Origin of the sequence: Variovorax sp. MSC1_012, assembly GCF_023667525.1 — a bacterium.
Lineage (GTDB): Bacteria > Pseudomonadota > Gammaproteobacteria > Burkholderiales > Burkholderiaceae_C > Variovorax > Variovorax beijingensis_B.
In genome coordinates, this window is record NZ_CM174443.1 from 3803250 (window position 1) to 3818103 (window position 14854).

13 protein-coding genes are annotated in these 14854 nt (G+C 68.5%); 4 read left to right on the top strand and 9 right to left on the bottom strand.

Annotated features, from left to right (window positions below):
• Positions 1-140 precede the first annotated feature (140 nt).
• Positions 141-875, bottom strand: a complete 735-nt coding sequence (locus tag L1081_RS17880; RefSeq protein ID WP_489413372.1) for an SPOR domain-containing protein — start codon at positions 873-875, stop codon at positions 141-143.
• A gap of 7 nt (positions 876-882) precedes the next feature.
• On the bottom strand, positions 883-2568 hold the full coding sequence (gene argS / locus L1081_RS17885; protein ID WP_489413373.1) for an arginine--tRNA ligase: 1686 nt from the start codon (positions 2566-2568) through the stop codon (positions 883-885).
• A 130-nt stretch (positions 2569-2698) separates the two neighbouring features.
• Between argS and L1081_RS17890 the strand changes: the two genes are divergently transcribed.
• On the top strand, positions 2699-3100 hold the full coding sequence (locus L1081_RS17890) for a hypothetical protein (RefSeq protein WP_489413374.1): 402 nt from the start codon (positions 2699-2701) through the stop codon (positions 3098-3100).
• An 85-nt stretch (positions 3101-3185) separates the two neighbouring features.
• Here the strand turns inward: L1081_RS17890 and L1081_RS17895 are convergent, their stop codons facing one another.
• The 7 genes from L1081_RS17895 to L1081_RS17925 all read right to left on the bottom strand — a co-directional run bounded on the left by L1081_RS17895 (position 3186) and on the right by L1081_RS17925 (position 10855).
• Complete coding sequence (locus tag L1081_RS17895) at positions 3186-5231, bottom strand: fused MFS/spermidine synthase (protein ID WP_489413375.1); 2046 nt, start codon at positions 5229-5231, stop codon at positions 3186-3188.
• Between the two features lie 6 nt (positions 5232-5237).
• Entirely contained in the window at positions 5238-5690 is a 453-nt protein-coding gene (locus L1081_RS17900) for a DUF2214 family protein (RefSeq protein WP_047784255.1), read from the bottom strand.
• A 62-nt stretch (positions 5691-5752) separates the two neighbouring features.
• On the bottom strand, positions 5753-6724 hold the full coding sequence (locus L1081_RS17905; protein WP_489413376.1) for a LysR substrate-binding domain-containing protein: 972 nt from the start codon (positions 6722-6724) through the stop codon (positions 5753-5755).
• A 54-nt stretch (positions 6725-6778) separates the two neighbouring features.
• Positions 6779-7726 (bottom strand): SMP-30/gluconolactonase/LRE family protein, encoded by a 948-nt coding sequence (locus L1081_RS17910; RefSeq protein ID WP_489413377.1) that lies wholly within the window; start codon positions 7724-7726, stop codon positions 6779-6781.
• A 22-nt stretch (positions 7727-7748) separates the two neighbouring features.
• The gene (locus tag L1081_RS17915; protein ID WP_489413378.1) at positions 7749-8729 is read right to left on the bottom strand and encodes a tripartite tricarboxylate transporter substrate-binding protein; all 981 of its coding nucleotides are present in this window, start codon (positions 8727-8729) and stop codon (positions 7749-7751) included.
• Between the two features lie 4 nt (positions 8730-8733).
• A complete protein-coding gene (locus tag L1081_RS17920; RefSeq protein WP_489413379.1) occupies positions 8734-9924 on the bottom strand; it encodes a CoA transferase in 1191 nt (396 codons plus the stop codon).
• Positions 9917-10855 carry a hydroxymethylglutaryl-CoA lyase gene (locus tag L1081_RS17925; protein WP_489413380.1) on the bottom strand — a complete coding sequence of 313 codons (939 nt, stop codon included), beginning with the start codon at positions 10853-10855 and terminating at the stop codon, positions 9917-9919. The genes L1081_RS17920 and L1081_RS17925 overlap by 8 nt, the downstream gene beginning before the upstream one ends.
• Positions 10856-10978: 123 nt before the next feature.
• Between L1081_RS17925 and L1081_RS17930 the strand changes: the two genes are divergently transcribed.
• From L1081_RS17930 to L1081_RS17940, 3 genes are all read left to right on the top strand, one after another.
• Entirely contained in the window at positions 10979-11719 is a 741-nt protein-coding gene (locus L1081_RS17930) for a helix-turn-helix domain-containing protein (RefSeq protein ID WP_489413381.1), read from the top strand.
• 111 nt (positions 11720-11830) lie between these two features.
• Complete coding sequence (locus tag L1081_RS17935; RefSeq protein ID WP_489413382.1) at positions 11831-12508, top strand: haloacid dehalogenase type II; 678 nt, start codon at positions 11831-11833, stop codon at positions 12506-12508.
• 55 nt (positions 12509-12563) lie between these two features.
• Positions 12564-14762 carry a malate synthase G gene (locus L1081_RS17940; protein WP_489413383.1) on the top strand — a complete coding sequence of 733 codons (2199 nt, stop codon included), beginning with the start codon at positions 12564-12566 and terminating at the stop codon, positions 14760-14762.
• Positions 14763-14854 lie beyond the last annotated feature (92 nt).

Sequence of the window (14854 nt, forward strand, 5' to 3'; positions counted from 1 at the left end):
AGAGTTCTCCTGTTGGGTACGGCAGACTGAGCCGGCGCGCCGCGCGGAGTTCCCGCTTGCGGCATGCCCAGGACGATCCTGGCGGCGGCCCGTGCCGCGCGGCGAAGCTTAAAGAATATCCGTGACGGCTGCCGACGAGCTCAGCGCTGCACGCGCACGAGCGCCGATTCGAGGCCGCCGCTGTCGAGCCGCTCCTTCAGGCGATCGGCGTCGTCCTTCTTGTTGAACGGGCCCGCGCGCACCCGGTAGACCGTGCGGCCGGCCTGCTCGCGCTCGGTGACCCGGGCCTCGACGCCCATCAGCGACAGCTTGGCGCGCTGGGCCTCGGCATCGTCGGTGGTGCGGAAGGCGCCCGCCTGCACGAAGTACATGAACGGATCGGCACCCGGCGCCGCGCTGTTGCTGCTGGGCGCGGCGGAAGCCGTGGTGGTGCTGCCGCTGCTGCCGCCGGCGCGCGCACGGGCCAGGTCGCCGAGCGGATCGTTCGACGGCGGCAGGGAATTGGCCTCGGCCGGCACCGGCGCCGGGCGCGCGGGTTTCGGCGCAACCACCACCGGCACCGGCGGAGCGGGCGGCGCCGCACCCGGCGCCACGGCCGCGGTGTCACCGCCGGCCGGTGGTGCCACCGGGCCGGCCGCGGCCGGCGGCTTGGGCGCGCCGGCCTTGCCCGCCAGCGGCGCGTTGGGGTCCCAGTCGCGGTTCTTGCGGGCTTCGGCTTCGTCCTGCTCGGCGCCGCCGCGCTGGGTCTTGGTCACGAACGGGATCGGCACCTTGGTCACGTAGACCGCGATGCCCAGCGCGACACCCAACCCCAGCACCAGGCCGACGATGAGCCCGATGACGATGTTGCCGCGTTGTCTGGTTGTCTTCTTCATAGTCAGTTCACATCTTGCTCGGCGCACTGACGCCGAGAATCGCGAGGCCATTGTGCAGCACCTGCGCGGTGGCGGCGACGAGCGCGAGCCGCGCCAGCTTGACCGGCTCGTCGTCGACCAGGATGCGCTCGGCGTCGTAGTAGCTGTGGTAGCTGGCGGCCAGTTCGCGCAGGTAGAACGTGACGTCGTGTGGCGCGAAATCCTTGGCGGCGGCCGTGAGCATGGCCGGGTACTTGGCCAAGAGCAGCATGAGCGCCTGCGCGGCCGGGCTTTCGATCGGCGACAGGTCCACGTCCTTGAGCGCGGCCGCATCGCCGCCCCAGCCCGCCAGCACCGAGCAGATGCGCGCATGGGCGTACTGCACGTAGTACACGGGGTTGTCGTTGTTCTTGGTCACGGCCAGGTCGACATCGAAGGTGTATTCGGTGTCGGGCTTGCGGCTCAAGAGGAAGAAGCGCACGGCGTCGGTGCTGGTCCACTCGATCAGGTCGCGCAGCGTGACGTAGCTGCCCGCGCGCTTGCTGATCTTGACCTCTTCGCCGCCCTTCATCACGCGCACCATGGTGTGCAGCACGTAGTCGGGGTAGCCCTCGGGAATGCCGACGCCCGCGGCCTGCAGGCCGGCGCGCACGCGCGCGATGGTGCCGTGGTGGTCGGTGCCCTGGATGTTGACCACCTTGTGGAAGCCGCGCTCCCACTTGGCGATGTGATAGGCGACGTCGGGCACGAAGTAGGTGTACGTACCGTCCTGCTTCTTCATCACGCGGTCCTTGTCGTCGCCGTAGTCGGTCGACCGGAGCCAGAGCGCGCCGTCCTGCTCGTAGGTCTTGCCGGCGGCCACGAGCTTCTGGACCGCAGCCTCGACGCGGCCGCTGGTGTAGAGGCTCGATTCGAGATAGTAGTTGTCGAAGCGCACGCGGAAGGCCTGCAGGTCCAGGTCCTGTTCGCGGCGCAGGTAGGCGACCGCGAATTCGCGGATGGAATCGAGGTCGTCGATGTTGCCTGTGGCGGTGTATTCGCGGTCGTCCGACTTGACAGTTTTCTTCTGCTTGAAGTCTTCGGCGATGTCGGCGATGTAGTCGCCGTTGTAGGCGGGCGCCTTTTCGCCGCTCGGCCATTCGGGATCGCCGGGCTTGAAGCCGCGGGCGCGCAGCTGGGTGCTGTTGGCCAGCGTCTGGATCTGCACGCCGGCGTCGTTGTAATAGAACTCGCGCCAGACGGTGTCGCCCTGGGAGGCGCGCAGGTTGCAGATGGCGTCGCCGAGCGCGGCCTGGCGGCCGTGGCCGACGTGCAGCGGCCCGGTCGGGTTGGCCGAGACGAACTCGACCAGCACCTTTTCGCCGGTGGCGGGCTGTTGCCCGAAGGCGCTGCCGGCGGCCAGCACTTCGCGCACGATCTGCTGCTTGGCAGCGGTCTTGAGGCGGATGTTGAGGAAGCCGGGGCCGGCGATCTCGATGGCTTCGACCCACTGGCCGAAAACCGGGGTGGCGAGCAGCGCGGCACTGAGCTCCTCGGCCAGTTCGCGCGGCTTGCGCCCGAGCGGCTTGGCGAGTTGCATGGCGGCCGTGCTGGCGAAATCGCCGTGGGCAGCCACCTTGGGCGACTCGAACGCGGCTTTGGAGCCAGCGCCGGGCGAGAGGGATTCGAGCGTGTTCGCGAGCGCCGCGAGCAGCTCCTGTTTGACCAATAGCATCTGCGAATTTTACCGGGGGCAAACCCGGGCGCAGTTGACCATCGTCATCCGATCGTTACCTTCGGCCGTTAGAAGCCTCGGCCCCGAGGCGGGGCACCTGTCACAACCCACCTTGCAAGGACATATCACCATGAAGAAGTTCCTTTCCCTGGTCGCCCTGGGCGCCTGTCTCTCCTTCGGCGTCGCACAGGCACAAGACAAGGCCCCGGCCAAGGCTCCGGCGCCTGTCACCGCTCCCGCGGCCACGCCCGCTACCCCCGCCGCTCCTGCGGCGGCAACCCCCGCAGCGCCCGCCACCGCAGCAGCCCCCGCCGCCGGCGCGAGCTGCGAAGCCAAGGCCATCGACAAGAACGGCAAGGCCCTGGCCGGCGCCGCCAAGACCAGTTTCGTCAAGAAGTGCGAAAAGGACGCCAAGGCAGCCGCGGCGCCCGCCTGTGCGGCCAAGGCGGTCGACAAGAACGGCAAGGCGCTCGCGGGTGCCGCCAAGAACAGCTTCATGAAGAAGTGCGAAGCGGATGCCGCCAAGGCCTGACGCCACGCCGCGCCGAAGATTGCGCGCCAAGGAAGAAAGAGCCCGCCGCGCGCGGGCTTTTTCATGAGGGCCGCGCCGGCGGCTGCTACTTCAGTACGCCCAGCAGGTTGTTGAAGTCGTCGGTCCAGGGGCGGACGCCGGCGCGCAGCGCGATCGGCGAGGCCACGCCGCGCAGGGGCTCGCGCGCCAGCACGGCCGGGTCGCGAGCCACCAGCACCCAGTCGGTCGGGTCGAGCGATTTCGACGCTTGCGCGTCGTCGCTCACGAGCACCGCGTGCAGGCCTTTCAGCTCGGCGATCCGCGCGACCACAGGTGCCAGTTCGAGGAAGCGGTTGGTCACGTGAAAGGCCACGACGCCGTCCGGCTTCATGTGCCGCAGATAGACATCCATGGCCTGCGCCGTGAGCAGGTGCACCGGCACCGCATCACCCGAGAAGGCATCCACCGCGAGCAGGTCGAAGCCCTGCGGCGGCTCGCGCTCCAGCGCCAGCCGCGCGTCGCCGAGCACGCGCTCGATGCGCGCCGGGCTGTCGCGCAGGAAGGTGAATTCGCTGTCCGCGAGCTCGAACACCTGCGGATTGATCTCGTAGATCCGGTAGACGTCGCCGCTTCGGCCGTAGCTTGCGAGCGTGCCGGCGCCCAGGCCGATCAGCCCCACGCGGCGCGGGCCGGCTGGTGCGGCGGCCATCGCGCGGCCGATGCCGGAGGTGGCGCCGTAGTAGGTGGTGGGTTCGCGCCGGCGGGCGGGGTCCAGGAACTGCTCGCCATGCTTGATGGAGCCGTGCGACAGCAGCCGCACGCTGTCCGACGGGTGCAGGCGCCGCACGTCGAAGGTGATCAGCGCACCATGGAAATTGCGCATCAGGTAGCGCGCGTCCGACCTGTCGCTCGCGATCTGCGCCATCAGGAAGTACGCGCAGCCGGCCGCCAATGCCACGCCGGAAACCCGCAGCCAGATCCGCTGGCGCAGAACGGCGGCCGCCGCGAGCGCCGTCAGCACCAGGCCGATGCCCAACTCGTAATACGCCGGCAGCACATGCGGCGCCACCAGCCCCACCATGGCACCGCCCAGCGCGCCGCCGAGCGCGAGCATCAGGTAGAAGCGCGTGAGATAGCGCGGCGCCGGCCGCAGCCTGGCGGTTTCGCCGTGCAGGAACATGCACAGCACGAACAGGCCGCCGACATAGATCGGCAGCCCCGTGCGCACATCCGAGCCGACGGGGTTCTGCAGCCCGAAGGCGCACAGCAGCAGCACGCCCGCCGCCAGCGGCAGGAAGACGCCGCGCCGGTACCAGCGGTCGCTCTCGAAGCACAGCACGAAGGTGAACAGGTACAGCGAGAGCGGCAGTACCCAGAGAAACGGAACCGCCGCGACGTTCTGGGTGATGTGGTTGGTCACGGCCAGCAACAGCCACGACGCCAGCGCCGGCAGCGCGAGCCAGAGCAGGCCGTCGGACCAGCGCGGCGGCTGCTCGCCGTCGTCGGCGGCCGCGGCCTGGCCCTGCGCCGGCGGCACCGGGACGGCCGCGGGCCAGCGGTACGCCACAAGCAATGTCGTGCCGGCGCACAGCAGCACGAACAGGCCGTAGCCCCATGACCATCCCCCTGCCTGCTGCAGCAGCGAGCTGCGCGGCTCGATCAGCACCGGGTAGCTCAGCAGCGACAGCAGCGATGCCAGGTTGGAAAGCGAGAAGTACCGGTACACCCGCGCGCTCCAGGGCGTGCGCGCCACCCACGACTGCACCAGCGGGCCGGTGGTCGACAGAAGAAAGTACGGAAGGCCGATGGTCGCGTGCAGCAGCCCGAGGATCAGCCACGCCGGGTCTTCGGCGCCGGTGGGCTTCCAGCGCGCGGCCACCACGATCGGAAGGAACGCCAGGCTCGCCAGCAGCAGCCCCACGTGCAGCGCGGCCTGCGCCCGCACGCGAAGGCGGCGCGTGGCCCAGTCGGAATACGCATAGCCCGCGAGCAGCACGGCCTGGAAGAACACCATGCAGATCGACCACACGGCGGCCGAGCCGCCGAACCAGGGCAGGATCTGCTTGGCGATCAGCGGCTGGACCAGGAACAGCAGGAACGCGCTGCTGAAGATGGTGCCGGCAAACAGAAGCTGGATGCCGGTGCGTCCCATGCGGGCCTACTTGCCGAAGCCGCGCGCGAGGAACACGGCGACCAGCGGAATCAGCGCGATCAGGTGGGCCTGCACCATCACCAGCCTGCGCGTCTTGCGGATGTCGGCTTCGGCCGGCAGCGTGCCATTGGCGCGCAGCGCCTTGCGCCAGCGGAAGTAGGTGAGCGTCGGAAAGATCGAGAGCACGCCGATGATGATGAACAAGCCCAGCTTCACATGCAACAGCGGGTTGGTCCAATACCACGCCGTGCCTTTCACGCCCCACACCGTGCGGGCGATGCCGGTGGCCAGCACCGCGATGGCGGCCATGCCGTAGACCATGTCGACCTTGGCGAGCCGCTCCACCACGGCGGCATTGAGCCACTGCACGCGGCACAGCGCCGCTTCGCTCGAGATGAACACGACCATCGTGAGGATGGCCAGCAAGTGCAGGTAGGCGAGGATGGCTTCGAGGGTCATCGATGGCTTTCTTCTTCAATGGGGTTGCAAATGCTTGCAGATTGTGACGCCGCTCGCGCGCTTTACCTCCTGCCGCCCCAGAATTCGGGCCGCCCGTACTGCTCCTTGAGGAAATCAAGCCACAGTCGCACCCGCAGCGGCAGGTGCTTGGTGCCCGCGAAGACCGCGTAGATGCCATTGGGCGGCGCGGCGAATTCGTCGAGCAGCGGCACCAGCAGGCCGGCATCGATCTCGGCCTCCACCTCCCAGGTGCTGCGCCACGCGATGCCGTGGCCGGCCAGGCACCAGTCGTGCAGCACCTGGCCGTCGGAACAATCGAGCGGGCCCTCGGGCCGCAGGTAGATCAGCTCTTCGCCGCCCTCCTCGCCGGCACCCGCTGGTGGGCGCTCCTGGTCCTGGCCCTGGGCGAGGCGCGGAACACGGAACGCCCAGCCGCGCGTCTGCGAGGCGTCGCTCGACAGCGTGAGGCAGGCAAAGCGCGACAGCTCGTTCGGATGCCGCGGCATGCCATGGCGGCGCACGAATTCCGGCGTGGCGACGCAGCGGCGGCGGTTGTCGGCCAGCCGCACGCTGACCAGCGACGAGTCGGGCATGTCGCCCACGCGCACCGCGCAGTCGAAGCTCTCGCCGCGCACGTCGACCACGCGGTCGCTCAGGTTCAGCGAGATCGTGACCTCGGGATGCAGCGCATGGAAGCGCGGCACCAGCGGCGCCACATGGCGGCGGCCGAAACCGGCCGGTGCCGTCACGCGCAGGTGGCCGCTGGCCTTGACGCCACCCGCGCTCACGCTCGCTTCGGCATTGGCGAATTCGGTCAGCAGGCGCTGGCAATCTTCGAGAAAGGCGCTGCCTTCATGCGTGAGCGTGATGCGCCGCGTGGTGCGCACCAGGAGCTTGACGCCCAACCGCGCCTCGAGCGCGTCGAGCCGCCGCCCCATGATCGCGGGCGCCACGCCCTCGGCCTTGGCCGCGGCCGTGAGACCGCCGCGGGTCGCCACGGAGACGAAGGATTCGAGTTGTTTCAGGCGATCCATGGCGGCGGAACTATAGCCCGCAGCGCCGCGGGCATGGGCCAGTACCTGCAGCGGCTATTTCTGGGCCCGCGAATACGTGGAGTGCGAATACAGCGGGGCCCCGCCCATCGGCAGGTCGGCTTCCAGCACGCTGCCGGTGGCCGAATCGGTGAGTACCAGCTGCCGCGTTCCCGGCCGGAAGGCGACGTTGGTCACGGTCTGGCCGGCCGGGCTGCGGACCATGTGCGTGACCTCGCCGCGCGCATTGAGCACGAAGGCCCCGCCCAGGCTCGCATGGGCAACGACCAGCCCGCCATCGGCCGTGAGCGCAAGCCCGTCGGGGCCGCTGGTTCCGAAGAAGGTCTGCAGCGCGCCGACCTTGGAAAGGCTGCCGTCGGGCAGCAGCGGTGCGCGCCAGACCTGGTTGCCGCGGGTGACGGCCACGAACAGCACCTTGCCGTCGGCACTCGTCGCCACGCCATTGGGACTCGGTGCGTTGGCCAACAGCAGATCGAGGCGGCCATCGTCGGCACTCCACCGGTAGACGCGGCCGGTGGGGTCGTGCAGGCCGGTCTGGCCCTGGTCGGTGAAATAGAGCCGCCCTTCCAGGTCGAAGCTCAGGTCGTTCACGCCCTTGAAGGACTCGCTGTTGCGATGCCCGAGCATGGTCTCGACCACGCCACCGGCCGCATCGAGCCGCAGGATGCCGCGCCGGTAGTCGGCGATCCAAAGTCTGCCGTCGGCATGGATCGCCAGGCCATTGGGCCAGCCCTCGTAAGCCGCCATGAGCTGCCATTCGAGCGACGACGCAGCGATCCTGAAGATGCGGCCGTAGGGAATGTCGGTGACGTACAGGTTTCCGGCCCGGTCGAACGCGGGGCCTTCCAGGAAGCTGTCCATCACGTGGCCCGGTTTGTTGGCGTCAACCCAGTCGGTGCGGCGCGGCGTACGAAACGCATCGGGCAGGCGCGTGAGCACGCGCGCTTCGATGATCTCGGGGGGTTGGAAGCTCAGGTTCCACATGGCTGCACGGTCTCCGACGGGGTCACTCGGGCTGCACGCCCGCGGCCTTGATCACCTGGCCCCAGGTTTGCGTCTGGCTGTGAACGAACTTGCCGAAGTCGGCCGAGGGCAGCCCGCCGGGGCTGGCGCCCTGCTCGGCAAACCGCTGCACGAGGTCCGGCGATGCCAGCGCCTTCTTCACTTCCGCCTGCAGCCTGTCGATGATCGGCTGCGGCGTGCCCTTGGGCGCAGCGATGCCGAACCAGTTGGTGGCGGTGAATTCCTTCAGGCCGGCCTCGGCGCTGGTGGGCACATCGGGCAAGGCGGCAAGTCGCTTGGGCGATGTCACGAGCAGGGCACGCACCTTGCCACCCTTGACCTGCGGAATGGCCGTGGGCGCGGCGGTGACCAGCACGTCGACCTGGCCCGACACCACGCCCAGCATCGCTTCGCCCGCGCCCTTGTAGGGCACATGGGTCAGCGCGAGCTTGCCGTTCTGCTTGAGCAGTTCGCCGCCCAGGTGGGTGGAACTGCCGACGCCGCCCGAGCCGAAGGTCAGCTTGTCGGGGTTCTTGCGGGCCGCGCCGATCAGCGCCTCCAGGGAGGTGTACGGCGAATTCGCGCCCACCACCAGCACGAGCGGCGCATCGACGATCGTTGTCACCGGCACCAGGTCGGCGGGCCCCCACGGCAGCTTCCTGAAGAGGTGCGGCAGCATCGCGTAGGTGGTGTCGTTGATCAGGAAGGTGCCGCCGTCCGGCATGGACTTGGCCACGAGGCTGGAGCCGATCGTGCCGCTCGCGCCGGCCTTGTTCTCCACATAGAAGGAGATGCCAGTCTGCTCGGTGAGCTTCTGAGCGATCTGGCGCGCAGCGTAGTCGGTAGTGCCGCCGGGTGCGTACGGGACCACCAGGCGCACCGGCCTGGCGGGCCACGCCGTGTCCGCCGCCAGGGCGGGAAGGCAAGCCGCGGTCGCGGCGCAGAAGAGCAAGACGGGCAAGGCGCGCCGCGGGATGGAAGGCATTGGGTCAGTCTCCGAAGGTGATGTTGCGTGTCCTGAGGGCGGCGATCTCCGCGTCGCTGTAGCCCACTTCCCTCAGCAGCTCGCCGGTGTGCTCGCCGATGCGCGGCGGCTGAAGGCGGATGCCGGGGCGCTCGCCGTCGAGCGTGAAGGGCATCAGCGGCACCTTGGCCATGTGGCCGTCGTTCATGCGCACGGGCGCGAGGCCGCCGGTGGCGTTGAGGTGCGGATCGTCGAACAGCTCCTGTGGCCTGGTGATGGGCGCGAAGGGCAGCTCGTTCTGCTCGAACACCGCGCTGAGTTCGGCCGCGCTGTAGCCGGCCAGGTGCGAGCGCAGGATCGGCATCATCCAGTCGCGCGCGAGCACGCGGTCGTTGTTGGTCTTCAAACGCGGATCGGCCAGCATTTCTTCCAGGCCGAAGGCCCTGCAGAAGATGGCCCACTGCTTGTCGCTCACGGCCGCGAGGAAGATCTGCTCGCCGTCCTTCACGGTGAACACGTCGTACACGGCCCAGGCCGAGATGCGGCTGGGCATCGGGTCGGCGGCCTTGCCCGTGGCGGCGAACTGCATCATGTGCTGCGCGACCAGGAACACGTTGTTCTCGAACAGCGCGGACTGCACCTCGCAGCCCTTGCCGGTGAGCTCGCGCTGGCGCAGCGCGGCCATCGCCCCGATGGCCCCGAACATGCCGCCCATGATGTCGTTCACGCTGGTGCCCGCGCGCAGCGGGTCGCCCGCCCGGCCGGTCATGTAGGCCAGGCCACCCATCATCTGCACCACCTCGTCGAGCGCGGTGCGGTGGTCGTAAGGGCCGGGCAGGAAGCCCTTGTGGCTCACGTAGATGAGGCGCGGGTTGAGCTGCTTCAGGCTGTCGTAGTCCAGGCCCAGCTTCTTCATGGTGCCGGGCTTGAAGTTCTCGCTCACGATGTCGGCCGTGGCGACGAGGCGCAGCGCGGCCTCCACGCCCTCTCGTGTCTTGAGGTCGAGCGCGATGCTCTTCTTGTTGCGGTTGAAGGTCGGGAAGAAGCCCGAACCCGAGCCGAGCAGGCGGCGCGTGCTGTCGCCCTCGATGGGCTCGACCTTGATGACCTCGGCACCGAGGTCGGCCAGCAGCAGGCCGCAGGTGGGGCCCATCACCATGTGGGTGAACTCGACGACGCGGACGCCGGCGTACGGCAGGGGTTGGGATTCAGGCATGTGCGGTGGTTTCCTGTTGGACGAAGCCCTTGGGCAGGCCGGCCTCGGGCGTCATGCCGTAGACCGGTTCGCCGGGCAGGCCGGCCATGAGCGGCGCGCGCGCCGCGATGAGTTTCTGGATATCGATGCCGGTGCGAACGCCCATGGCCTCGAACATGAAGACGAGGTCTTCGGTCACCGCATTGCCCGAGGCGCCCGGCGCATACGGGCAGCCGCCGAGGCCGCCGAGCGAAGCATCGAAAGTGCGCACGCCCTCGTCCCAGGCCGCGAGGCAGTTCGCGATGCCAAGGCCGCGCGTGTTGTGCATGTGGGCGGCGCCAGCGTGCGCACCGAGTTCGGCGCGCAGGCGCCTGAAGAGACGGCGCACCTGCGCGGGATTGGCGTAGCCGACGGTGTCCGAAAGGCCCGCTTCTTCCGCGCCGGCCTCGATGCACTGCGCCGCGAGGCGGATCACGTCGTCTTCAGGCACCAGCCCCTGCAGCGTGCAGCCGAAGGCGGTGGAGATGCCGGCCTCGAGCCTCACATGCGGCGCCATCGCGCGGCGCAGCTCGGAGATGGCGCGTACTTCGTCCACCATCTCGGTCGGCGTCTTGCGCACGTTGGCAAGCGAGTGCGCCACGCTGGCCGAGACCGGCATCGTGAGCTTGTGCACGCCCGCTTCGAGCGCGGCCTGCGCGCCCTTGCGGTTGGGCACCAGCGCCATCACGGTGAGGCCGGGCAAGGTGATGGCGTGGCGCACCACCTCGGCGGCATCGGCCATCTGCGGCAGCAATTTGGCGGGCACGAAGGAGGCCACCTCGATCTCGCGCACGCCGGCCGCGTGGAGCGCGTCGATCCAGCGCAGCTTGTGGTCCGTGGGCATGGTGGCCTTGACCGATTGCAGGCCGTCGCGCGGGCCAACCTCGCTGATGAGGACGTCGGGGGGAGTCATCGGTTTCGTCTCCTTTGAGCTTGAGCGATCGGGCACTGATCTCTTGACAGTTCTATCTTACAGAACTAAATTCCGTTAAACAGAATTAGACCGCCGAACGACTTTCACTGTCAAGCCGACGCCATGCCCCGCAAAGCCCAGACCGAATCGGTTTCAGATCTCAACGCCGCGCCCGGCGGCGCCGCGGCCGTCGACCGCGCCCTGAGCCTGCTCTCGGCATTCCGGCCCGGCGACGAGGCACTCACGCTCGCGGAGTTTGCCGAGCGCACGCAGCTCTACAAGAGCACGGTGCTGCGGCTTCTGGCCTCGCTCGAACATGCGCGGCTGATCCGCCGGCAGGACGACGGGCGCTATGCACTGGGCGCGGAGATCGCGCGGCTGCACGGCCTCTATGCGGCGTCGCTGTCGCTCGACCGCATCGTGCTGCCGGTGCTGCGCGCGCTCGCCGCAACGACGGGCGAGAGCGCGGCCTACCACGTGCGGCAGGAACAGGGCGACAGCTGGGTGCGGCTGTGCCAGTTCCGCGTCGATTCGTCGCATGTGGTGCGCGACCACGTGCGTGCGGGCGACCTGCTGCCCAACGACCGCGGTGCGGGCGCGCGCGTGCTGATCGCCTTCGGGCCCGAAGCCGGGCGCCCGCGCGGCGCCAAAGAGCGCAAGCTGTACGACGCGATCCGCGCCCAGGGGTACTGCGCGCTGGTGGGCGACCGCACGGCCGAGCTGGCCGGCATCTCGGCACCGGTGTTCCATGCCGACGGCCGCCTGGCCGCGGCGGTCACGCTGACGATGCCGGCGCACCGCTACGACGCGCGCCACATCGAGCCGGTGCGCACGGCGGCCCGCGAGTTGAGCGGAACCCTCTGACAAAAAGGAGGAGAAAACGCAGGCCTCCCTGCGATTACGTTCATTTTTGTCACTGATAAATCCCGATCCTGGTTATTACTGATCGGCAAAGTATCGAATAAAGTCCAAGCCATGGATCAACCCGGCGCAGTGCTCTTCGATGCCTACGGCACCCTGTTCGATGTCTACAGCGTCGGGCAGACGGCCGAGCGGCTGTTCGCGGGCCAGGGTCAGGCGCTGGCCGCGGGCTGGCGCGACAAGCAAATCGAATACACGCGCCTCGTCACCACCAGCAACCACGGCGCGCACTACCGGCCTTTCGGCGAACTCACGCGCGCTGCGCTGCGCTACACCTGCAAGCGGCTGGGCCTCACCCTGACCGAAGCCGCCGAGCAGCAGCTGATGGACCAGTACCGCACGCTCACGGCTTTTCCCGAATGCCGCGAAGTACTGCAGGCACTCAAGGCGCGCGGCGTGGTCACCGGCATCCTCTCGAACGGCGACCCCGGCATGCTCGACGCCGCCGTGCGCAACGCCGGGCTCGATGGCTTGCTGGGCCACGTGCTGAGCGTCGACGGCATCCGCAAGTACAAGACGCATCCCGACGCCTACCAGCTCGGCGTCGCCGCCACCGGCCTGCGGCCTTCGCGCATTGCCTTCGTGAGCTGCAACGGCTGGGACGCGCTCGGCGCCACCTGGTTCGGCTTCCGCACGCTCTGGGTCAACCGCTACCAGCTCCCGTTCGAAGAACTCGGCACGCAGCCCGAACGCATCGGCAGCAGCCTGCGCGACGTGCTCGGGTTCTTCTGACAGACACCGCTCCTCATTTCATTCAGCATTGCACCGTTCTCAAGGAGAGAAAAACATGACCGCCCGCACCACCACCCACGGCCTCCAGGTTGCGACCGAGCTTCATCGCTTCATCGAAGACAAGGTCCTGCCCGCCAGCGGCGTGGCCAGCGAGGTTTTCTGGAAGGGCTTCGACGCCATCGTCCATGACCTCGCGCCGAAGAACATCGCGCTGCTGGCCGAACGCGACCGCCTGCAGGCTGAGCTCGACGCCTGGCACAAGAAGAACCCCGGTCCCATCACCGCAGGTGATCCGTCGAATCCTTCCGACATGACCGCCTACCGCGCCTTCCTCGAGAAGATCGGCTACCTGCTGCCGCAGCCCAAGGGCGCGAAGGCCACCACCGCGAACGTCGATTCCGAGCTCGCGCTGCAGGCCGGCCCGCAGCTGGTGGTGCCGATCCTCAACGCCCGCTACGCGCTCAATGCCGCCAATGCGCGCTGGGGCTCGCTGTACGACGCGCTCTACGGCACCGACGCCATTCCCGAAACCGGCGGCGCCGAAAAGGGCAAGGGCTACAACCCCGTGCGCGGCGCCAAGGTCATCGAATTCGCGCGCAACGTACTCGACCAGGCCGCGCCGCTCGAAAACGGTTCGCACAAGATGGCGACCGGCTACAGCGTGAAGGAAGGCAAGCTCGTCGTCACGCTGCAAAGCAGCAGCACCGGCCTGGCCGATCCCGTGCAGTTCGTCGGCTACCAGGGCGATGCCGCTGCGCCATCGTCGGTGCTGCTCAAGCACAACGGCATCCACCTCGACATCCGCATCGACCGCAGCACGCCCATCGGCAAGGGCGATGCGGCCGGCGTCAGCGACCTGGTGCTCGAAGCCGCGCTCTCGACCATCCTCGACCTCGAAGACTCGGTGGCCGTGGTCGATGCGGCCGACAAGGTGGTCGCGTACTCGAACTGGCTGGGCATCGTGCAGGGCACGCTGACGGAAGAAGTCGCCAAGGGCGGCAAGACCTTCACGCGCGGCCTCAACCCCGACCGCGAATACACCGGCGCCGACGGCCGGCCCGTGAAGCTGCATGGCCGCTCGCTCATGTTCCTGCGCAACGTAGGCCACCTGATGACCAACCCGGCCGTGCTGTACGCGGGCGGCAAGGAAATCCCCGAAGGCATCCTCGATGCCGTGGTCACCACCACCATCGCCATGATCGACCTGAAGCGCAAGGGCAACTCGCGCACCGGCAGCATCTACATCGTCAAGCCCAAGATGCACGGCCCGTCCGAAGTGGCCTTTGCGAGCGAGCTGTTCGGCCGCGTCGAGCAGCTGCTCGGCCTGCCCGCCAACACCGTGAAGCTCGGCATCATGGACGAGGAGCGCCGCACCAGCGTGAACCTCAAGGCCTGCATCGCCGAGGCCGCCGCGCGCGTGGCCTTCATCAACACCGGTTTTCTCGACCGCACCGGCGACGAGATGCACACCGCCATGCAAGGCGGCCCGATGATCCGCAAGGGCGACATGAAGTCCAGCGCGTGGATCGGCGCGTACGAGAAGAACAACGTGCTGGTCGGTCTCTCGTGCGGCCTGCGCGGCAAGGCGCAGATCGGCAAGGGCATGTGGGCCATGCCCGACCTGATGGCCGCCATGCTCGAACAGAAGATCGCACACCCCAAGGCCGGCGCCAACACCGCCTGGGTGCCCTCGCCCACCGCAGCCACGCTGCATGCGCTGCACTACCACCAGGTGAGCGTCACGGCCGTGCAGCAGGAGCTCGAGAAGATCGACGCCGACGCGGAACGCGACAACATCCTGAACGCGCTGCTGCAGGTGCCCATCGCGGCCGGGGCCAAGTGGACCGATGCCGAGAAGCAGCAGGAAATCGACAACAACGTGCAGGGCATCCTCGGCTACGTGGTGCGCTGGATCGACCAGGGCGTGGGCTGCTCCAAGGTGCCCGACATCCACAACGTGGGCCTGATGGAAGACCGCGCCACGCTGCGCATCAGCAGCCAGCACATCGCCAACTGGCTGCTGCATGGCGTGGTGACCAAGGCGCAGGTCGACGAGACCTTCCAGCGCATGGCCAAGGTGGTCGACGAGCAGAACGCCGGCGACCCGATGTACCAGCCGATGGCCGGCAACTTCGCAACCTCGGCCGCGTACAAGGCGGCGCAGGACCTGGTGTTCAAGGGCATCGAGCAGCCCAGCGGCTACACCGAGCCGCTGCTGCATGCGTGGCGGCTGAAGGTGAAGGGCGAGGCCTGACCGCGCTCGCGCATCGGCTTGAGAACGACGGCGCCCGAGGCGCCGTTTTTCGTTTGGCATGCCGTTAGGATCCGTGCTGCCTCCGTCTCCAG

What these genes read in the sequence shown, in the direction of transcription:
- L1081_RS17880 (WP_489413372.1), bottom strand. Translation starts at nt 875, where the DNA reads ATGAAGAAGACAACCAGACAACGCGGCAACATCGTCATCGGGCTCATC.
- argS (WP_489413373.1), bottom strand. Translation starts at nt 2,568, where the DNA reads ATGCTATTGGTCAAACAGGAGCTGCTCGCGGCGCTCGCGAACACGCTC.
- L1081_RS17890 (WP_489413374.1), top strand. Translation starts at nt 2,699, where the DNA reads ATGAAGAAGTTCCTTTCCCTGGTCGCCCTGGGCGCCTGTCTCTCCTTC.
- L1081_RS17895 (WP_489413375.1), bottom strand. Translation starts at nt 5,231, where the DNA reads ATGGGACGCACCGGCATCCAGCTTCTGTTTGCCGGCACCATCTTCAGC.
- L1081_RS17900 (WP_047784255.1), bottom strand. Translation starts at nt 5,690, where the DNA reads ATGACCCTCGAAGCCATCCTCGCCTACCTGCACTTGCTGGCCATCCTC.
- L1081_RS17905 (WP_489413376.1), bottom strand. Translation starts at nt 6,724, where the DNA reads ATGGATCGCCTGAAACAACTCGAATCCTTCGTCTCCGTGGCGACCCGC.
- L1081_RS17910 (WP_489413377.1), bottom strand. Translation starts at nt 7,726, where the DNA reads ATGTGGAACCTGAGCTTCCAACCCCCCGAGATCATCGAAGCGCGCGTG.
- L1081_RS17915 (WP_489413378.1), bottom strand. Translation starts at nt 8,729, where the DNA reads ATGCCTTCCATCCCGCGGCGCGCCTTGCCCGTCTTGCTCTTCTGCGCC.
- L1081_RS17920 (WP_489413379.1), bottom strand. Translation starts at nt 9,924, where the DNA reads ATGCCTGAATCCCAACCCCTGCCGTACGCCGGCGTCCGCGTCGTCGAG.
- L1081_RS17925 (WP_489413380.1), bottom strand. Translation starts at nt 10,855, where the DNA reads ATGACTCCCCCCGACGTCCTCATCAGCGAGGTTGGCCCGCGCGACGGC.
- L1081_RS17930 (WP_489413381.1), top strand. Translation starts at nt 10,979, where the DNA reads ATGCCCCGCAAAGCCCAGACCGAATCGGTTTCAGATCTCAACGCCGCG.
- L1081_RS17935 (WP_489413382.1), top strand. Translation starts at nt 11,831, where the DNA reads ATGGATCAACCCGGCGCAGTGCTCTTCGATGCCTACGGCACCCTGTTC.
- L1081_RS17940 (WP_489413383.1), top strand. Translation starts at nt 12,564, where the DNA reads ATGACCGCCCGCACCACCACCCACGGCCTCCAGGTTGCGACCGAGCTT.